Origin of the sequence: Sphingobacterium sp. E70 (assembly GCF_019285695.1) — a bacterium.
GTDB classification, from domain to species: domain Bacteria; phylum Bacteroidota; class Bacteroidia; order Sphingobacteriales; family Sphingobacteriaceae; genus Sphingobacterium; species Sphingobacterium detergens.
In genome coordinates, this window is sequence record NZ_CP079104.1 from 1,924,400 (window position 1) to 1,939,143 (window position 14,744).

Sequence of the window (14,744 nt, forward strand, 5' to 3'; positions counted from 1 at the left end):
ACAGATTACCCACATCAACGTCAAAAACACAGTGAATAGGCAAAAGAACCAACTTCAGGGATACCTGGAACTTGGGCACAGACATATTTATAAAACCAGCCAAAAGCGTCAATATATTTTTTTGTTCCATCGTCAGCCAATCCATCCGGGATCCGGAATAGCCCCAGAAAACGAGGTAAAATTCCGCTCAGTACAAATATAAATAAAGGGTTTTTTCCGAACACATCAAAAAATTGGGTTAATTTATTTTTAACACCCTGTACCTCTATAAACCAGATCATACCGCCAATGGTCATTGTAGCAAGTCCTGTGGTATAGAGCACGTAGGAACTGGTCCAAATTTTTTATTGATCGGAAAGCCAAGCGCCCAGATCCATGCCAAAACAACAAGGATAAAACCAGTCACAAACATCCCCGACAACAGCTTAAAATGAGGTTCGTTTGAAGCAGGTACCTTAGACCAGAGCCAGTCCACCTGCCCTTGTTTTTTTATAAACACCCCACCAGATAACCAAACACAACCTGAACTACTGCCGGCAAAGTACTCATCAATCCCTCCGGATCGAATGGAACACCTTCACCTTTATAAATATGCGGCACTCTAAAATATCGATATCGTACTTTGTACCAAACCACCCTTCTAAACTATATGGGTCCGCTCCACCCGCCAATGCACAAACAGCCCAATACAGCAATAGTATACCAGCAGAAATCCAGATAATTGCCTTTTCTTTAAAATAGTACGCTAATATAGAAGCAAAACAATAAGCGATGGCAATACGTTGCAATACCCCAAGAATACGAATACCTCGACTTGGGTCATTTGGATCTACCCATTGTTTAAAAACCAGTTCTGCCCCTCCCATTTAATAAAAGGCCACCAGTTAATAAAAAGACCAATTGCAAAAATTAACACTGTACGCTTAAGCACTTTTTCCAGAAAACTGCTGGACCAGCTTCCTGCAAGCGAGGAATCACAAAGGACATCGCATTCCCTACAGCGAATAGAAAAAACGGGAAAACCAGGTCCGTGGGTGAGCATCCATGCCAGGCTGCATGTTTAAGCGGTGCAAACATATGTGCCCATGTCCCTGGATTGTTTACCATAATCATCAGTGCTACAGTAGCCCCACGAAACACATCCAAGGAATAATAACGTTGTTTCATCATAAATTAAGTGATTAGCTAGTAAATATAGATATTTTGAACTCATTTTTATGCCTAATTTAACCAACCACTGCACAAACAGGAGGTATTTAGCAGTAAAATAGTGGTTTAGACGGTTTCTTTTTAAAATTATTTAAAAAGTATTTTGAACTTATACACAAAATACTTTATCTTTATATTACAATTATAACCGATTCTTTCACAAGCCAATTATACCGATGAAAGCCGACATATTAAGATTATTATATTATAATGAGACGCAATCAATTGCGGATATCTCAAAAAATCTTTCAAAAAGCACTCCAATCGTTACAAAAACATTAACGAGTTGGTTAAACAAGGACTTATTCTTGATAACGGATTAGGCGAATCAACCGGGGACGCCGCGCTTCCAAATATGGTCTAAATAATACACTTCCCTACCTTATCATCAGTATCGCCATAGATCAACATTATAGTTCCTTCGCGATTTCCAATTTGGCCCATAACATCATTGCCCAACAAAAAGATGTACCTATTAATCTCAAAGAACAGAATGCTGGCGAAATTATCCTCCAAAAGCTAGAAGATATTGTCAAGGAAAGTAAGATAGAAGAAAAGAAAATCATCGGCGTAGGCATCAGTATGCCAGGATTCGTTAATCCCGAAGAAAAAAATCAACGACTCTTATCAAAATTCCTCCCTTCACCACCTCTACAAACAAATTGAAGAAAAACTAAATATAACGACTGTCATCGACAATGACTCCCGCTGTATCGCTTGGGCAGAAAAAGAATTCGGCCACGGTGTGGACATAGCGCATACACTCGTTATCAATTTAAACTGGGGTGTTGGTTTAGGAATCATTATAAATGGTGAGATCTTTAAAGGTGCAACAGGTTTTGCAGGCGAATTTAGCCATATCCCGCTATCTGACAAAAATACGCTCTGTTCTTGTGGGAAAAGAGGCTGCCTAGAGGTTGAAGCATCTTTGAACGCTGCAATACAAAACACGGAATCCGATATTGAGAATGGCGAATATTCAATTTATTCAACCTTTGTTAAAGTAAATTCCAACAAAGCAGATGCATTGATCGAAGCAGCAAAATTGGGTGACCAAATTGCAATTAATAACCTCGGGAAGATTGGCTATATGCTAGGGAAAGGTATTTCCACATTACTCCATATTCTCAATCCAAACAAAATAATCATTAGTGGCCGTGGAGCAGAAGTAGGTGACATCATAGCACCCCAAATTCAAGTTGCTATTAATGAATTCAGTATTCCTAAGATAGCAAAAATGACGAAAATAGAAATTTCGTCACTACACAAAGATGCGCAGCAAATGGGAACTACAGCATTGGTTGCTGATCACTTGATTGATAATATTATTAACTAAACTATTTTCATACAAACACCTACATTATGAGTCTATTTCAAAAACGAGCTGCAGGTTTAGCGTTGTGCACCATATTTAGTGTCACATCGCTATATGCACAGCAGTCCATTACGGGTACAGTAAGGGACGCAAACGGACCAATTGCTGGGGTATCAGTCTCTGTAAAAGGAACAAATCGAGCTACCCAAACCAATGAAAACGGAAGTTTTACGATCCAAGCAAGTCAAGGAGAAACGTTACGTATATCCATAGTCGGATATAAACCTCAGGAAATTCAAGTCAATGCAACAAAGACTATCGATGTAACCCTCTCTAACGATGATTCAAGCCTGGATGAAGTTGTCGTTACAGCATTAGGAATCAAACGTGAAGCCAAATCACTGGGCTATTCAGTACAAAAAGTTGGTGGTCGTGAACTTACCCAAACAAATGCACCAACTGTTGCCACTGGACTAATGGGAAAAGTTTCGGGAATGAACATCAGCATGTCGAATGGTGTTGAAGGGGATCGCAACGCGTGGTTATACGTGGTGCAGCCTCATTAACCGGAGCAAATCAACCGCTCTATGTCATTGATGGTATGCCCATAGATAACAATCAAATTACAAGTAAAGGAAATGACATTACCAAAGCAAGTGGATCCTATCAGGACTGGGGTTCGATATTAAATTTTATCAACGCGGATGATATTGAAGATGTAAGTGTATTGAAAGGACCAACTGCGGCCGCACTGTATGGTGCGCGAGGTGGTAATGGTGTTGTTTTAATAACAACAAAAAAGGAAAACTGAAAGAAGGACTTGGAATTGACTATAACTATTCATTTCGTTCCAATGACCCCTATCGTTATCAAGAAATGCAAAACAAATACGGATACGGCGGAGCGATCGCGCTATATTCGGCCATTCCAACCTTACCTGTAGACGCTAATGGTCAATTAAGATACCCAGGTGCAGACCCTTGGTCCGGAACAAATATTACTGACCAGAAATGGCTTAGTCACGGTACTGTCCCGGGAGGGAAAAATACCTGGGACTACTTTAGCTGGTACGGAACAGGTGCTTCATGGGGAGCCGAAATGAAGGGTCAAGAAATCCTATGGTGGGATGGCACCAAGAGAAACTACTCACCACAACCGGACAATATTCAATCATTTTACCGTACAGGGAATACACAAACCCATAATGTCGCATTTAGTGGTGCAAATGAACTAGGAAGTGTACGTTTATCTTACACACGCCAAAACAACACCTCTATCATTCCCAATAGCAACTTTAACAATAACACCTTCAATCTAGGAACTAACGTCAAAATATCGAAGAAAGTAACAGCAGACGTCTCGGCTAGTTATATTAACTTTTATCGTCTTAATTCTCCAGATGTCGGTAATAGTGATAACTCCTGGGGTAAATTTTCAACCTACGGTATGTCCCGGGATTATAAAAATCTTGAAAAAGACATTTACAGAAATCCCGATGGCAGTAAAAATTTATTAGATGGCTCTGTCTACAATATGGGGTATCCTTATGGTGGATATGGAAGAAATCAATATTGGAACATTTTCATGAACAATACTGAACTGAACCGTGATCAGCTATTAGGAACCGTAAAGTTAAATGCTGAATTAACAGACTGGTTAACTTTAATGGGGAGAGCCTCAGGAAATTTCTCTTCTGACGAATTCGACAAGAAATCCTACCCAACGGACAAAGAAGGCTTACAAGGGAAATATGGACACGAACTTTATAAAACAACAGACCGAAATCTTGATTTTTTAGCGACTGTGCATAAGGAGAACTTAAATGGATCCAAATTTAGTGGGAGTTTTTCGTTCGGAGCAAGTTCCTGGAAATCCAATTATCGCGGTATACAAGGATTTAATGACGGTCCGTTCAATGATCCATTCTTATTTTATTTAGCAAATATCAATAAAAACGGTTCGGTTTCAGGTTTTATACCTACCGAAGAACGGATGGAACAGCAAATAAATTCTTTGTTTGGAATCGCCAATATCTCGTATGATAACTTCCTGTTCTTTGAGGGAACATTCAGAAATGACTGGGCTTCAACTTTGCCCAGCAAAACAAGGAGCTATAATTATCCAGCAGCTTCCTTAAGCTACGTCTTTACCGAAAAATGGGCAAACAAACCCAGTTGGTTCGACTATGGAAAATTAAGAGCCGCATTTGCGAAAAGCGCGATTGGAACAAAACCTTACCAGACCTCATATATCTATGGTACCGGAACATTTAATGGCCAACCGATCCGCAAAATTTCAAATAATTTATTGCCTGTAGATTTACTGAAACCACAACGTTCAACTTCCTATGAACTTGGAACAGATCTGAGCTTTTGAAAAACCGCCTGGGATTGACCTTTACTTACTACAAAGTTAATTCCACTGATCAAATTATTGACCTAAACGTTGCTCCTTCCTCAGGTGTTACTGGTGTACGAACAAATTCAGGAGAACTCCAAAACCAGGGTATTGAATTTACTTTACGGGGAACACCGATTAAAACGCAGGATTTTTCGTGGGATCTGACATTAAATGGCGCGCATAACAGGAACAAGCTTGTTAAATTGGCTCCAGGCATTAACGAGTATTACTTAGATGAGATGTTCGGGAGTTATGGAGTCACGATGAAAGTGAAAGTAGGTGACAATTTTGGAACAATCTATGGATCAGACTTCGAATACTATGAAAACAGCGATAGACGGCTTGTAGAACGTGTATTGGATGGAAAAGGAAATCCTACTGGGACGAGGTATAAAGTAACTGGCGATCAGGTACCAATTGGTAATGCTAATCCAAAATTAACGGGTGGTCTGGGAACCAATCTACGCTATAAAGATTTTTCACTCTATGCATTGGCTGATTTCAAATGGGGTGGTGATATTTGGAGCGGGAGCTATTCGACAGCCATGGGTAATGGTCTTTCACCACAGACCCTATTGGAACGCGATGGCGGAGGCTTGCCATACACCTATCCAGATGGATCAAAAGCAAATCATGGTGTAATTTTGGACGGTGTATTTGCTGATGGAACGGAAAATAAAGATGTCGTTCACTATATGTGGAAATATGCTGGATCTTATGCTGCTTGGTCAGATATCAAAATGCCTAGAAGTTTGGCTGTTTTAGAAAATTCTTGGGCTAAACTACGCGAAGTCAGATTAACCTATCAAATTCCAAAATCTGTGGTTCAAAAAACTAAATTCTTCCAAGGGATGTCCGCATCGCTCATTGGTCGTGATCTATTTTACATTTACACGAGTTTACCAGAGAATTTAAATCCTGAAGCGATCAATGGTATTGGTAATGCACAAGGCATCGAATTTGGCGCTCTTCCGGGTGTCCGTTCCTTCGGATTTAGTATTAGTGCATCATTTTAAAAATTGGAAATCATGAAAAGAAAATATCTAAAAACACTCTTATATAGTTCACTATTTTTGGGGACAGCTATAGTAACATCATGTACCAAAGATTTTGATGAAATGAATGCGCCCTGGAAAGACGCGCAAACAGCAGACATAAAAAGTCTCTTTAATGGGGTTGTGGCCAGCTTGGAACTTGGAGCTCAAGAACAAGCGACTTCCAACACTTGGATTTATCCAATCACTCAATTGGCGACTACTGTAGGGAATTCGGCTTATTCGAGACAGAATGCAGCTAACGAGCTATGGGAAAATTACTACCGGGCGCTTATTTCCATTCGATTGACTGAAAAATTGATCAATGAATCTCCGGATAAGGCTAAGTATCAAAATTTGCAGGCCATGCTGACGATCCTAAAAGCCTACAAGACATTCAAGATGACCGACATCTTTGGTGACATCCCTTATACAGAGGCGGGGAAAGCTGATCAAGGGCCAAATAACTACAGGGCAGCATTTGATAGCCAAAAGAGTATTTATGAAAGCTTATTGAATGACTTAAAAACTGCGGTGGCAAGCCTAACAAGCTCCTCCGATCAAATCTCCATCGGTGCATCCGAATCGCTCCTGAATAGTGATATTGCCTTATGGAAAAAATTTGGCAATTCTTTACGTTTACGCTATGCACTACGTATGAGTGACGCAAATGGAACAGTTGCAGCCACCCATGTGCAAGAGGCTTTGGCCTTACCACTTCTAGAAAATATTGAAAATATAGGATTGACACCCGCTGTCCAAAATTTTACTGGCGAATGGCGTGAATGGTCATTCCACGCCGGAATATATTTACGCATGGGGAGTACCGCATGGGAAATGCTGAGCAACAATAACAACAAAGATGGTTCTGGAATCTTCGATCCAAGAGCCAAAATCTTTTTGAAACAAATGCCAAAAATGAATGGACGCCCAAACCGCAAAACGTCGCCATGTCCGATGGTGGCGAACCTTATAACCGAAGAAGAGATGATGACTGGTCAGATAAGGGCGCCGGCAATTTATTGTCAAACGTTAATTATTATTTTGGCCGTGATAAAAATATCCCGGAATTGATTATTACTGCAGCAGAAGTCTACTTTCTAAAAGCAGAAGCAGCGGCAAGAGGGATTGGATCTTCTGCAAACTTAGCTGCAGCTAAAACAGAATATGAAAATGGCGTCAAGTCATCAATAAATTTTTGGACGACGATGGCAATGAAAAGCGTGGTCTGGAAAGAGAATAAACCCACTTCTTTACCCTCCGCGGCACAACTAAATACCATCTTAGCCAATCCGAAAGTTGCATTTTCAACTTCGGCTAGCACTACGAATGCGTTAAAATTAATTTATGCGCAACGTTGGTTGGACAACTTTAGACAACCATATGAGGCCTGGTCGCTTCTAAGACAAACGGATGCCACGCCAAAAGCAACTCTAAGTGACAATCTGTATGAGAATGACTTCGGCATAATAAAAAGATTAAATTATGCAGAAAAGGAATACCAGTACAACTTGGACAATGTAAACGCTGTCACTAAAAAAATGGATATTAATGACTGGCAAAAAACAAGGGTTTGGTGGGATGTAAAATAAAACCATAGATACCTATTCATTCTAAAACGTCCCAAAATTTGGGGCGTTTTTTCTTTATACAAAATAAAATTAGGCACATAAAATAAAATACTTTTTAAAAATATTCAAAAAGTTATTTTCACTTAACACAAAAATAACATATCTTTAGCGCTCACTAAATGGGAAAACACTAACGCATCCCCACATAACGTAATGGAATTGAAGGAGAAAATCCTTGTACATCTGTATTATCTGAAGGAGTTATCTATTGCAGAACTTTGCAAAAGTCTGGCAAAAAGCACCCTATAGTTACAAAGGCAATTAATGAATTGTTAGATCAGCACATTATTACAGACAAGGGTTTAGCCGCATCCACTGGCGGCAGAAGAGCTGCATTATATGCATTAAATGATGAGGTCGATCAACTCATTGTAAGCATATCCATTGATCAATTCTATACATCCATCCATATCAGCAATCTGAGACAGGAGATCCTATATGAGCAAGTAGACATTCTAATAGACCTCAACGAGTCCGCTGCTGGCCCTAAGATTATTGAAGCGCTCAAGATGCTTATCAATAGTCACAATGTAAACAAGACCAACATTATAGGAATAGGAATTAGCATGCCTGGTTTTGTCAATACGACCCTCGGTGTCAATGATTCATTTGCTGATCATGAACCGATCCATCATCTCAAGGATTTAATTGAAAATGAATTAAATATTCCAACAATAATCGACAATGATTCTCGTTGCGTCGCTTGGGCCGAAAAGGAATTTGGTGGTGGAGTCGACAGTACTCATACCTTAGTCATTAATCTGAATTGGGGAGTAGGTTTAGGGATTATCATTAATGGTGAAATTTTTACTGGTGCTACGGGTTTCGCTGGTGAGTTTAGTCATATCCCGCTTTCGAACACCAACAGCCTATGTTCTTGTGGAAAAAGGGGCTGCCTCGAAGTAGAGGCATCTTTAAAATCTGCCATAGAGCAAACGGAGATAGCCATCCAACAAGGAGAATACTCTATCTACAGTACGCTCATCAAAACCATGAGCAACAAAAATAACGCACTCATTGAGGCTGCAAAAATAGGCGATCAATTGGTTATTTACAATATCGGAAAGATCGGTTTTATGATCGGGAAAGGCATCTCTACGCTGCTTCACATCCTCAATCCGAATAAAGTTATTATCAGTGGTCGAGGGGCCGAGATCGGAAATATATTAGGACCGCAAATCCAGAATGCCATCAATGAATTTAGTATTCCGAGAATAGCAAAAATGACCGAAATAGAAATTTCCGGACTACACAAAACTGCACAACAAAAAGGGACAGCTGCATTAGTTGTCGAACATTATATCAATCGCATTTTAACGAATTAAACTCTTTACTTAATTACCTAAAAAATGAGTCTATTTTACAAAAAGCAACGGGCCTAGCATTATGCACTATATTTAGTGCTTCCGCCCTCTATGCACAACAAACTATTACGGGTAAAGTATCTGATGACAAGGGACCTGTTTCAGGGGTTACTGTAGCAGTCAAAGGAACTACAAAGGCAACACAAACGAACGCCAGCGGATCATTTGCTATCGATGCTGCTCCAGGAGAAACAATCCGTCTATCAATCGTTGGATACAAAACTCAGGAAATCGTTGTTGGCTCGACTAAAACGATTAATGTTACATTGACCGCAGATGCTTCGACATTAGGAGAAGTCGTTGTGACGGCAATGGGTATAAAAAGAGAAAAGAAAACATTAGGTTATTCTTTTCAAGAGGTTAAATCCGAACAACTTACAGATGCCAAAGAAACCAACGTTGCGAATGCTTTAGTTGGTAAAGTTTCCGGACTTCAGGTGATCAAAGGTTCTGCAGGTCCAGCATCTTCAACTAAAATTACGCTTCGTGGTAACAACTCACTTACAGGAGATAATCAGCCATTAATCATTGTTGACGGTGTGCCGATGAATAATTTCCTTGGCGGTATGAAAGGAAATGGTGATAAAAACAATGACATGTGGAATCCAGCGACCGATATGGGTGGCGGATTGGGCGATATCAACCCCGACGATATCGAGAGTATGTCCGTCCTTAAAGGCGGTGCAGCATCAGCGTTATATGGATCAAGAGCTGGTAATGGTGCCATCGTCATCACAACCAAATCAGGTAAAGCGCAAAAAGGTGCTGGTATTACATATTCTTCCACCATTGGTCTTGAAACTATATTCATGACACCAAAGCTTCAAAATAGCTATGGCCAAGGAAAAGATGGTGTTTATAATCCAATAAGTACAACGAGCTGGGGCGATAAAGTAAGCAAGGTATATGACAATATTGGTGCATACTTCAATACGGGGTTAATCATACACAAAACCTTGCTTTTCAACAACAGCTGGGCGAGACCAACATCTATTCTTCTGCGACCTATCTAAATGATCAAAGTAAGATCCCGGGTTCTTCATTAGAGAGAATCAATTTGATGACTAAGGTCACTTCATCATTTGGCCCTGATAAACGCTGGACGACAGATGTCAAGGTGCAGTACATGAATATGAATGCCAAAAACAGACCTATCTCTGGACAGAATAATTCAAATGTGTATAGCACATTGTTTACCATGCCTCGTTCCATGAATATTCTGGATTTTAAAACCCATTGAATGCAGTGGGTGATATGGCTTGGTATGGAACAAGTGAAAATAAAACAATGAACCCGTACTGGTTGGAAAAATACCGTTTAAATAACGATATCCGTGACCGTTTTATCATGAATGGAAACATCAAGTACAAATTCAATGATTGGTTGGATGCGGAAGCAAGATTTGGGCGTGATCAGTATACAACCAATTATGAAAACAAAACTTACGGCGGTAGCCCATTGATTACAGGTGGTAGTTATGGAGTTGGTAAAAATACATTCTTTGAAAACAACTTCACTGTAGCTTTAAATGCACGTAAAGATAATTTGATTGGAAAATGGGGTGGATCTGCTTCTGTATTCGGACAAATTATGAAAACGAGATCTACTGGGATAGATGCAAGTACAGGAGAACTTCAGGTTCCAAACTTGTTCTACATCAACAACAGTAAATCTTTTCCTACGATCGAACAGAGTTTATTGCAAAAGCAGATCAACTCACTATACGCTACCGCGGAAATCAATTACGACAACTACCTATTCTTTAATGTGACTGGAAGAAATGACTGGTCATCAGCGCTAGGATTGGACAACAGATCTTTCTTCTACCCTTCCGTAAGTGGATCATGGGTAATTTCGGATATGATTAACAAAACTGGGGGCTCATTACCTAGCTGGTTATCTTTTGCGAAATTGAGAGGATCTTATGCTGAAGTTGGTAACGATCTTCCATCTTTCCAATTGTATAATGTTTACAACATTGAAAAGATCCAAATGGTAATACCACCGCTGGTATGGGGAATACCAAATATAGCCCTAGCATCCTGAGCGAGCTAATCAAAACCATCGAATTTGGTTTCGACACCCGGTTATTCAACAGCCGATTAGGATTAGATTTTGCCTGGTATAAAACCAATGCAACCAACCAGTTGATTGATCTTCCAATGAACCCTTACAGTGGTTATGAATACGAAAAAATCAATGCTGGAAATATTCAAAACTCGGGTTTTGAAATCGTATTGACGGAAGAATATTGACCAATAAAGATCAGTTAACATGGAATTCCAGCCTGAACTTTTCAAGAAACAGAAATAAGATCATCAGTCTTGCTGACGGTGTAGATATGTATCCATTAGGATCTTATGACAACGTTTCTATCCGTGCACTTGAAGGTGGATTATATGGTGATATTTATGGCACAAAATTCTTACGGGTTGAGGATCCGAACAGTGAATTTAATGGTCAATTGATCTTAAATGGCAGTGGACTGCCACAGGCTGCAAGCGGTCTTCACAAACTTGGAAACCAAGCACCTAAAGCATTGGTAGGCTGGAACAATAATTTTGCTTACAAAAACTTTGGATTAAGCTTCCAGGTAGACGGAAGATTTGGCGGTGAATTTTTCTCTGGGACAAATCTAAATCTACAGGCAAATGGTAGTGCTGCAGTTACAGCTCCAAATGGTGAGCGCAATCCATTTGTCGTGGATGGTGTGATTGCCTCTAATGGATCTTACACAAAAAATTCCGTGCAGACCACGCAACAATTATATTGGACACAAGTGACTACCACATCAGGAAACTACGGTATTACAGAACAAAATGTGTATGACGCAACCAATATCCGTTTGAGAAATGTGACATTAAGCTATAATTTCCCAAAAAGCATACTGGGCAACAGCATTGTACAACGCGCTAAAGTTAGCTTGACAGGAAATAATCTTTGGATGATCAAAAGTTATGCAAATGGTGTAGATCCAGAATCTGTATTTGCAATCAATTCGAATGCGACAGGCTTTGAGAACTTCTCTACACCAACATCCAGATCATTCTTCCTTAATGTCACTTTAGGCTTCTAATCAACAAAAACGATAAATCATGAAAAATATCATATCAAAAATAGGTTTTGCAGTACTTCTGGGAGGAGTAATCAGCTCATGCTCTAAATTTGAAGAGATGAACGTCAACCCTTATAAGGCCAATGACGATCAGGTCAAAATAGAATTCTTTTTAACAATTCACTTACGGGCGCACAACAAGATCCCAATATCGCTGAACGTATCTTTGTCCTCGACTGGAAGACTACTGGAAGACAGCATATGACCAACGGTTTAGCTACTGGAACAGTAAATGATGATTGGTCTAAAGAGTATTATAGATATTCAGCTGAATGGATCAAAAATGCAACCAAAGGAATTGAAGTTGCTACCAATGAAATCAACGCTGGATCCGCAAAAGATTATACCAATAATTTATTACAGATTTCCCGTATCTGGAGAGCATACCTGATCAGTGAGGTAACGGATAATTTTGGTCCTACCCTATTGCATTTGCAGAAGGCGTTAATCCTAAATACAGTTCGGTGAAAGATGTTTACTACTATCTTTTCGAGGAACTTAAAGATGCAACTTCCAAGATAAAACCCGGCATAAAGGTTCCTGACGATGTTGTCAAGTTTGACCGAGCGTACGGCTTTAATGACGAGAAGTGGATCAAATATGCCAACTCAATGCGGATGCGTTTGGCGATGCGCCTATCTGAAGTTGATGCAAACAAAGCAAAATCAGAGTTTGAAGCCGCTGTCGCTACCAATAAGTACATTAGCAATACAGCGGACAATTTCACTGTTGCCGAGAAAGACGGTTGGGATCCATTGACGGGTGTCATGAGTCGTAGCTGGAACTACCAGGCCCTTTCGGCGACATTAAATAATCTATATCTTGGATTAGGTGGTATTCAAACAGAAAAGCAAGTTGCTCAAGATTTGAAATCTTCAATCAAAGCCGAGAACTACATTGGCAAGCGTTACAGTAACCATTTCACCAGCATGACTAATGATCCTTCTGCTGGTTACTGGCTGGATGGTCTTCCAAATAAAATAGATCCGCGTGCGTTAAAAGCATTCTTTATCCCTGGAGATTTTAACAATCAAAATTTCTTTGATAATGGAGATGACTCTAAAAAACGGTAGATACCTTAGTGAATGGTAATGCCAAAATTGCGATAAATACAAAATATACCTGGAATGCATTTTCATTAGGTGACTGGGCTGCAAAGGGAACAAACAACCGTTTAAGAAGCACATTAGTTGGTAAAGTTCCAGCAATCGCGGTTCAGTTCAGAAGAAGTGCAAATAGTCGCATCTTCTTTGCCAACTGGGAAACCTATTTCCTTTTAGCTGAAGCATCTCTAAAAGGATGGATCACAGGGACATCCGCGCAGGCAGCCTATGAGAGTGGTGTCAGAGCCAATTTCGATTACTGGGGCGTAGGTCAGTTTGCTTCGGAATACCTAAGCTCTACAGACTATAACAGAGTAGGTACATCAGTTAGTTTCACACATATTGCGGAACCAGGTGATGCACATACCATGGATTATATCGATGGTTACACCAATGCTGCCGGTACAGTAAGCATTAAATACCCAGTCAACTCACTTTACAAAAATGGTACAGTACGCAATGACTTATTGACGAAAATTATTACTCAAAAATTCATCGCTAATTTACCTTGGTTACCTTTAGAGTCCTGGAATGATCAAAGAAGATTGGGTTTACCTTTCTATGAAAATCCTGCGATTGAAAATGCTTTACCGAACTTACCTGATCTTACATCAGCAAACTTTATGACAAGCAATATCAAATTCTTTCCGCAACGATTAGCATTCCCTTCTTCATTTAGGGATACTGATCCTGCTGAATACCAAAATGCGGTATCGCTATTGGGTGGTGCTGATAAAGTCTTGACACCACTTTGGTGGGCAAAACAGAAATAATTTTTTAGACGACAAGTCAAATTTAAAGGAGGTGTATCTTATGTTACACCTCCTTTTTTATATAGCCTTTCTGCCCGAATTTTTCAATACGACCATTTTGAATTTATCTGAGTCATCAATCTAATCATAATGATGCGGATATCCGATATGTTACCAATTAGATCGTCCTGAAAAAATCATTTGAGTCTACATCTTGGTAATTGTCGTATAAGCCCAATTCGTCCAAACCCCATCTTTATTTTTTACCCGCGCCGAAACTGTATATGTACCGCTATTAGAAAATTGTATCCGTACACCAGTATGGTTTTCCAAGAGACAATCCAATCCCGAATCGTATGTAATTGTTGCCGAAGGTGAAACCTGCCATTCCGTATCTATGGCATCTGTACATCTATTGGGGTATAAAGCAACGAAATTCATAGCCGGCATCGGACCTGAACCTATTGTGGCCGATTCGCTCCATATCCCATTCAGTACCGTTGGCAGAGTTGCCTTAATAACCATTTTCGATTTTGAAGAAGGAGCCGTTAAATACCGTTCGGCATTAGAATTTAAATCTGCCTTTGTGAAGCCAAAGCTTAGGATAGCTCTAAGCATAGCAAGCTTTTGAAAACTTGATTTTTTTCATAATTGTTTATTTATAATTGAAGGTAATCGGCTTGAAATCTGATCAAACCCTATATAAATATAAACAATTTGTTACATATTATATTCTCAATTTTACAATAAGACATAGCCATCTTATGTATTATGTGTATAATTTTAACATTTCTTTTAAAAAATTTAAAAAGAATTTTGAA

The 14,744-nt window shown here is 39.6% G+C and carries 22 protein-coding genes and 1 pseudogene; 19 read left to right on the forward strand and 4 right to left on the reverse strand.

The genetic code is table 11. From position 1 onward, the window contains the following. Positions 1 to 20: 20 nt before the first annotated feature. The 3 genes from KUH03_RS13830 to KUH03_RS13840 all read right to left on the reverse strand — a co-directional run bounded on the left by KUH03_RS13830 (position 21) and on the right by KUH03_RS13840 (position 1,170). Positions 21 to 323, reverse strand: coding sequence for a hypothetical protein (locus tag KUH03_RS13830; RefSeq protein WP_257094131.1), 303 nt, complete (start codon positions 321 to 323; stop codon positions 21 to 23). A 225-nt stretch (positions 324 to 548) separates the two neighbouring features. Then, on the reverse strand, positions 549 to 866 hold the full coding sequence (locus tag KUH03_RS13835; RefSeq protein WP_257094133.1) for a hypothetical protein: 318 nt from the start codon (positions 864 to 866) through the stop codon (positions 549 to 551). A gap of 43 nt (positions 867 to 909) precedes the next feature. Next, positions 910 to 1,170 carry a hypothetical protein gene (locus KUH03_RS13840; RefSeq protein ID WP_257094135.1) on the reverse strand — a complete coding sequence of 87 codons (261 nt, stop codon included), beginning with the start codon at positions 1,168 to 1,170 and terminating at the stop codon, positions 910 to 912. 474 nt (positions 1,171 to 1,644) lie between these two features. On the opposite strand from KUH03_RS13840, the gene KUH03_RS13845 reads away from it, so the two are divergent. From KUH03_RS13845 to KUH03_RS13935, 19 genes and pseudogenes are all read left to right on the forward strand, one after another. After that, a complete protein-coding gene (locus KUH03_RS13845) occupies positions 1,645 to 1,875 on the forward strand; it encodes a hypothetical protein (protein WP_257094137.1) in 231 nt (76 codons plus the stop codon). A gap of 25 nt (positions 1,876 to 1,900) precedes the next feature. After that, positions 1,901 to 2,545 (forward strand): ROK family protein, encoded by a 645-nt coding sequence (locus KUH03_RS13850; protein ID WP_257096954.1) that lies wholly within the window; start codon positions 1,901 to 1,903, stop codon positions 2,543 to 2,545. A gap of 26 nt (positions 2,546 to 2,571) precedes the next feature. After that, positions 2,572 to 3,090 carry a carboxypeptidase-like regulatory domain-containing protein gene (locus tag KUH03_RS13855; RefSeq protein ID WP_257094138.1) on the forward strand — a complete coding sequence of 173 codons (519 nt, stop codon included), beginning with the start codon at positions 2,572 to 2,574 and terminating at the stop codon, positions 3,088 to 3,090. After that, a complete protein-coding gene (locus KUH03_RS13860; RefSeq protein WP_257094139.1) occupies positions 3,063 to 3,335 on the forward strand; it encodes a TonB-dependent receptor plug domain-containing protein in 273 nt (90 codons plus the stop codon). Before KUH03_RS13855 ends, KUH03_RS13860 begins: the two co-directional genes overlap by 28 nt. A gap of 65 nt (positions 3,336 to 3,400) precedes the next feature. Then, positions 3,401 to 4,900 (forward strand): TonB-dependent receptor, encoded by a 1,500-nt coding sequence (locus tag KUH03_RS13865; protein WP_257094140.1) that lies wholly within the window; start codon positions 3,401 to 3,403, stop codon positions 4,898 to 4,900. Further along, positions 4,897 to 5,940 (forward strand): hypothetical protein, encoded by a 1,044-nt coding sequence (locus KUH03_RS13870; RefSeq protein ID WP_257094141.1) that lies wholly within the window; start codon positions 4,897 to 4,899, stop codon positions 5,938 to 5,940. The genes KUH03_RS13865 and KUH03_RS13870 overlap by 4 nt, the downstream gene beginning before the upstream one ends. A gap of 12 nt (positions 5,941 to 5,952) precedes the next feature. Beyond that, positions 5,953 to 7,032: a SusD/RagB family nutrient-binding outer membrane lipoprotein gene (locus KUH03_RS13875; protein WP_257094142.1), complete on the forward strand. Its 1,080-nt coding sequence runs from the start codon at positions 5,953 to 5,955 to the stop codon at positions 7,030 to 7,032. Beyond that, complete coding sequence (locus KUH03_RS13880; RefSeq protein WP_257094143.1) at positions 6,981 to 7,550, forward strand: SusD/RagB family nutrient-binding outer membrane lipoprotein; 570 nt, start codon at positions 6,981 to 6,983, stop codon at positions 7,548 to 7,550. Before KUH03_RS13875 ends, KUH03_RS13880 begins: the two co-directional genes overlap by 52 nt. A gap of 308 nt (positions 7,551 to 7,858) precedes the next feature. After that, positions 7,859 to 8,914, forward strand: coding sequence for an ROK family protein (locus tag KUH03_RS13885; protein ID WP_257094144.1), 1,056 nt, complete (start codon positions 7,859 to 7,861; stop codon positions 8,912 to 8,914). A 104-nt stretch (positions 8,915 to 9,018) separates the two neighbouring features. Then, positions 9,019 to 9,198, forward strand: a pseudogene (locus tag KUH03_RS13890) (carboxypeptidase-like regulatory domain-containing protein); the annotation flags it as partial. A gap of 21 nt (positions 9,199 to 9,219) precedes the next feature. Continuing rightward, positions 9,220 to 9,966, forward strand: coding sequence for a TonB-dependent receptor plug domain-containing protein (locus KUH03_RS13895; protein WP_257094145.1), 747 nt, complete (start codon positions 9,220 to 9,222; stop codon positions 9,964 to 9,966). A 47-nt stretch (positions 9,967 to 10,013) separates the two neighbouring features. Further along, on the forward strand, positions 10,014 to 10,193 hold the full coding sequence (locus tag KUH03_RS13900) for a hypothetical protein (protein ID WP_257094146.1): 180 nt from the start codon (positions 10,014 to 10,016) through the stop codon (positions 10,191 to 10,193). Next, on the forward strand, positions 10,190 to 10,999 hold the full coding sequence (locus KUH03_RS13905) for a hypothetical protein (protein WP_257094147.1): 810 nt from the start codon (positions 10,190 to 10,192) through the stop codon (positions 10,997 to 10,999). Before KUH03_RS13900 ends, KUH03_RS13905 begins: the two co-directional genes overlap by 4 nt. Further along, positions 10,966 to 11,208 carry a TonB-dependent receptor gene (locus tag KUH03_RS13910; RefSeq protein WP_257094148.1) on the forward strand — a complete coding sequence of 81 codons (243 nt, stop codon included), beginning with the start codon at positions 10,966 to 10,968 and terminating at the stop codon, positions 11,206 to 11,208. Before KUH03_RS13905 ends, KUH03_RS13910 begins: the two co-directional genes overlap by 34 nt. Further along, on the forward strand, positions 11,205 to 12,029 hold the full coding sequence (locus KUH03_RS13915) for a hypothetical protein (RefSeq protein WP_257094149.1): 825 nt from the start codon (positions 11,205 to 11,207) through the stop codon (positions 12,027 to 12,029). Before KUH03_RS13910 ends, KUH03_RS13915 begins: the two co-directional genes overlap by 4 nt. A gap of 19 nt (positions 12,030 to 12,048) precedes the next feature. Continuing rightward, the gene (locus tag KUH03_RS13920; RefSeq protein WP_257094150.1) at positions 12,049 to 12,273 is read left to right on the forward strand and encodes a hypothetical protein; all 225 of its coding nucleotides are present in this window, start codon (positions 12,049 to 12,051) and stop codon (positions 12,271 to 12,273) included. Then, positions 12,270 to 12,536, forward strand: a complete 267-nt coding sequence (locus KUH03_RS13925; protein ID WP_257094151.1) for a hypothetical protein — start codon at positions 12,270 to 12,272, stop codon at positions 12,534 to 12,536. Before KUH03_RS13920 ends, KUH03_RS13925 begins: the two co-directional genes overlap by 4 nt. After that, positions 12,533 to 13,141, forward strand: coding sequence for a SusD/RagB family nutrient-binding outer membrane lipoprotein (locus KUH03_RS13930; RefSeq protein WP_257094152.1), 609 nt, complete (start codon positions 12,533 to 12,535; stop codon positions 13,139 to 13,141). The genes KUH03_RS13925 and KUH03_RS13930 overlap by 4 nt, the downstream gene beginning before the upstream one ends. An 8-nt stretch (positions 13,142 to 13,149) precedes the next feature. Beyond that, entirely contained in the window at positions 13,150 to 13,944 is a 795-nt protein-coding gene (locus KUH03_RS13935; protein ID WP_257094153.1) for a SusD/RagB family nutrient-binding outer membrane lipoprotein, read from the forward strand. 186 nt (positions 13,945 to 14,130) lie between these two features. Here the strand turns inward: KUH03_RS13935 and KUH03_RS13940 are convergent, their stop codons facing one another. Then, positions 14,131 to 14,541 carry a hypothetical protein gene (locus tag KUH03_RS13940; protein ID WP_257094155.1) on the reverse strand — a complete coding sequence of 137 codons (411 nt, stop codon included), beginning with the start codon at positions 14,539 to 14,541 and terminating at the stop codon, positions 14,131 to 14,133. Positions 14,542 to 14,744: the final 203 nt, after the last annotated feature.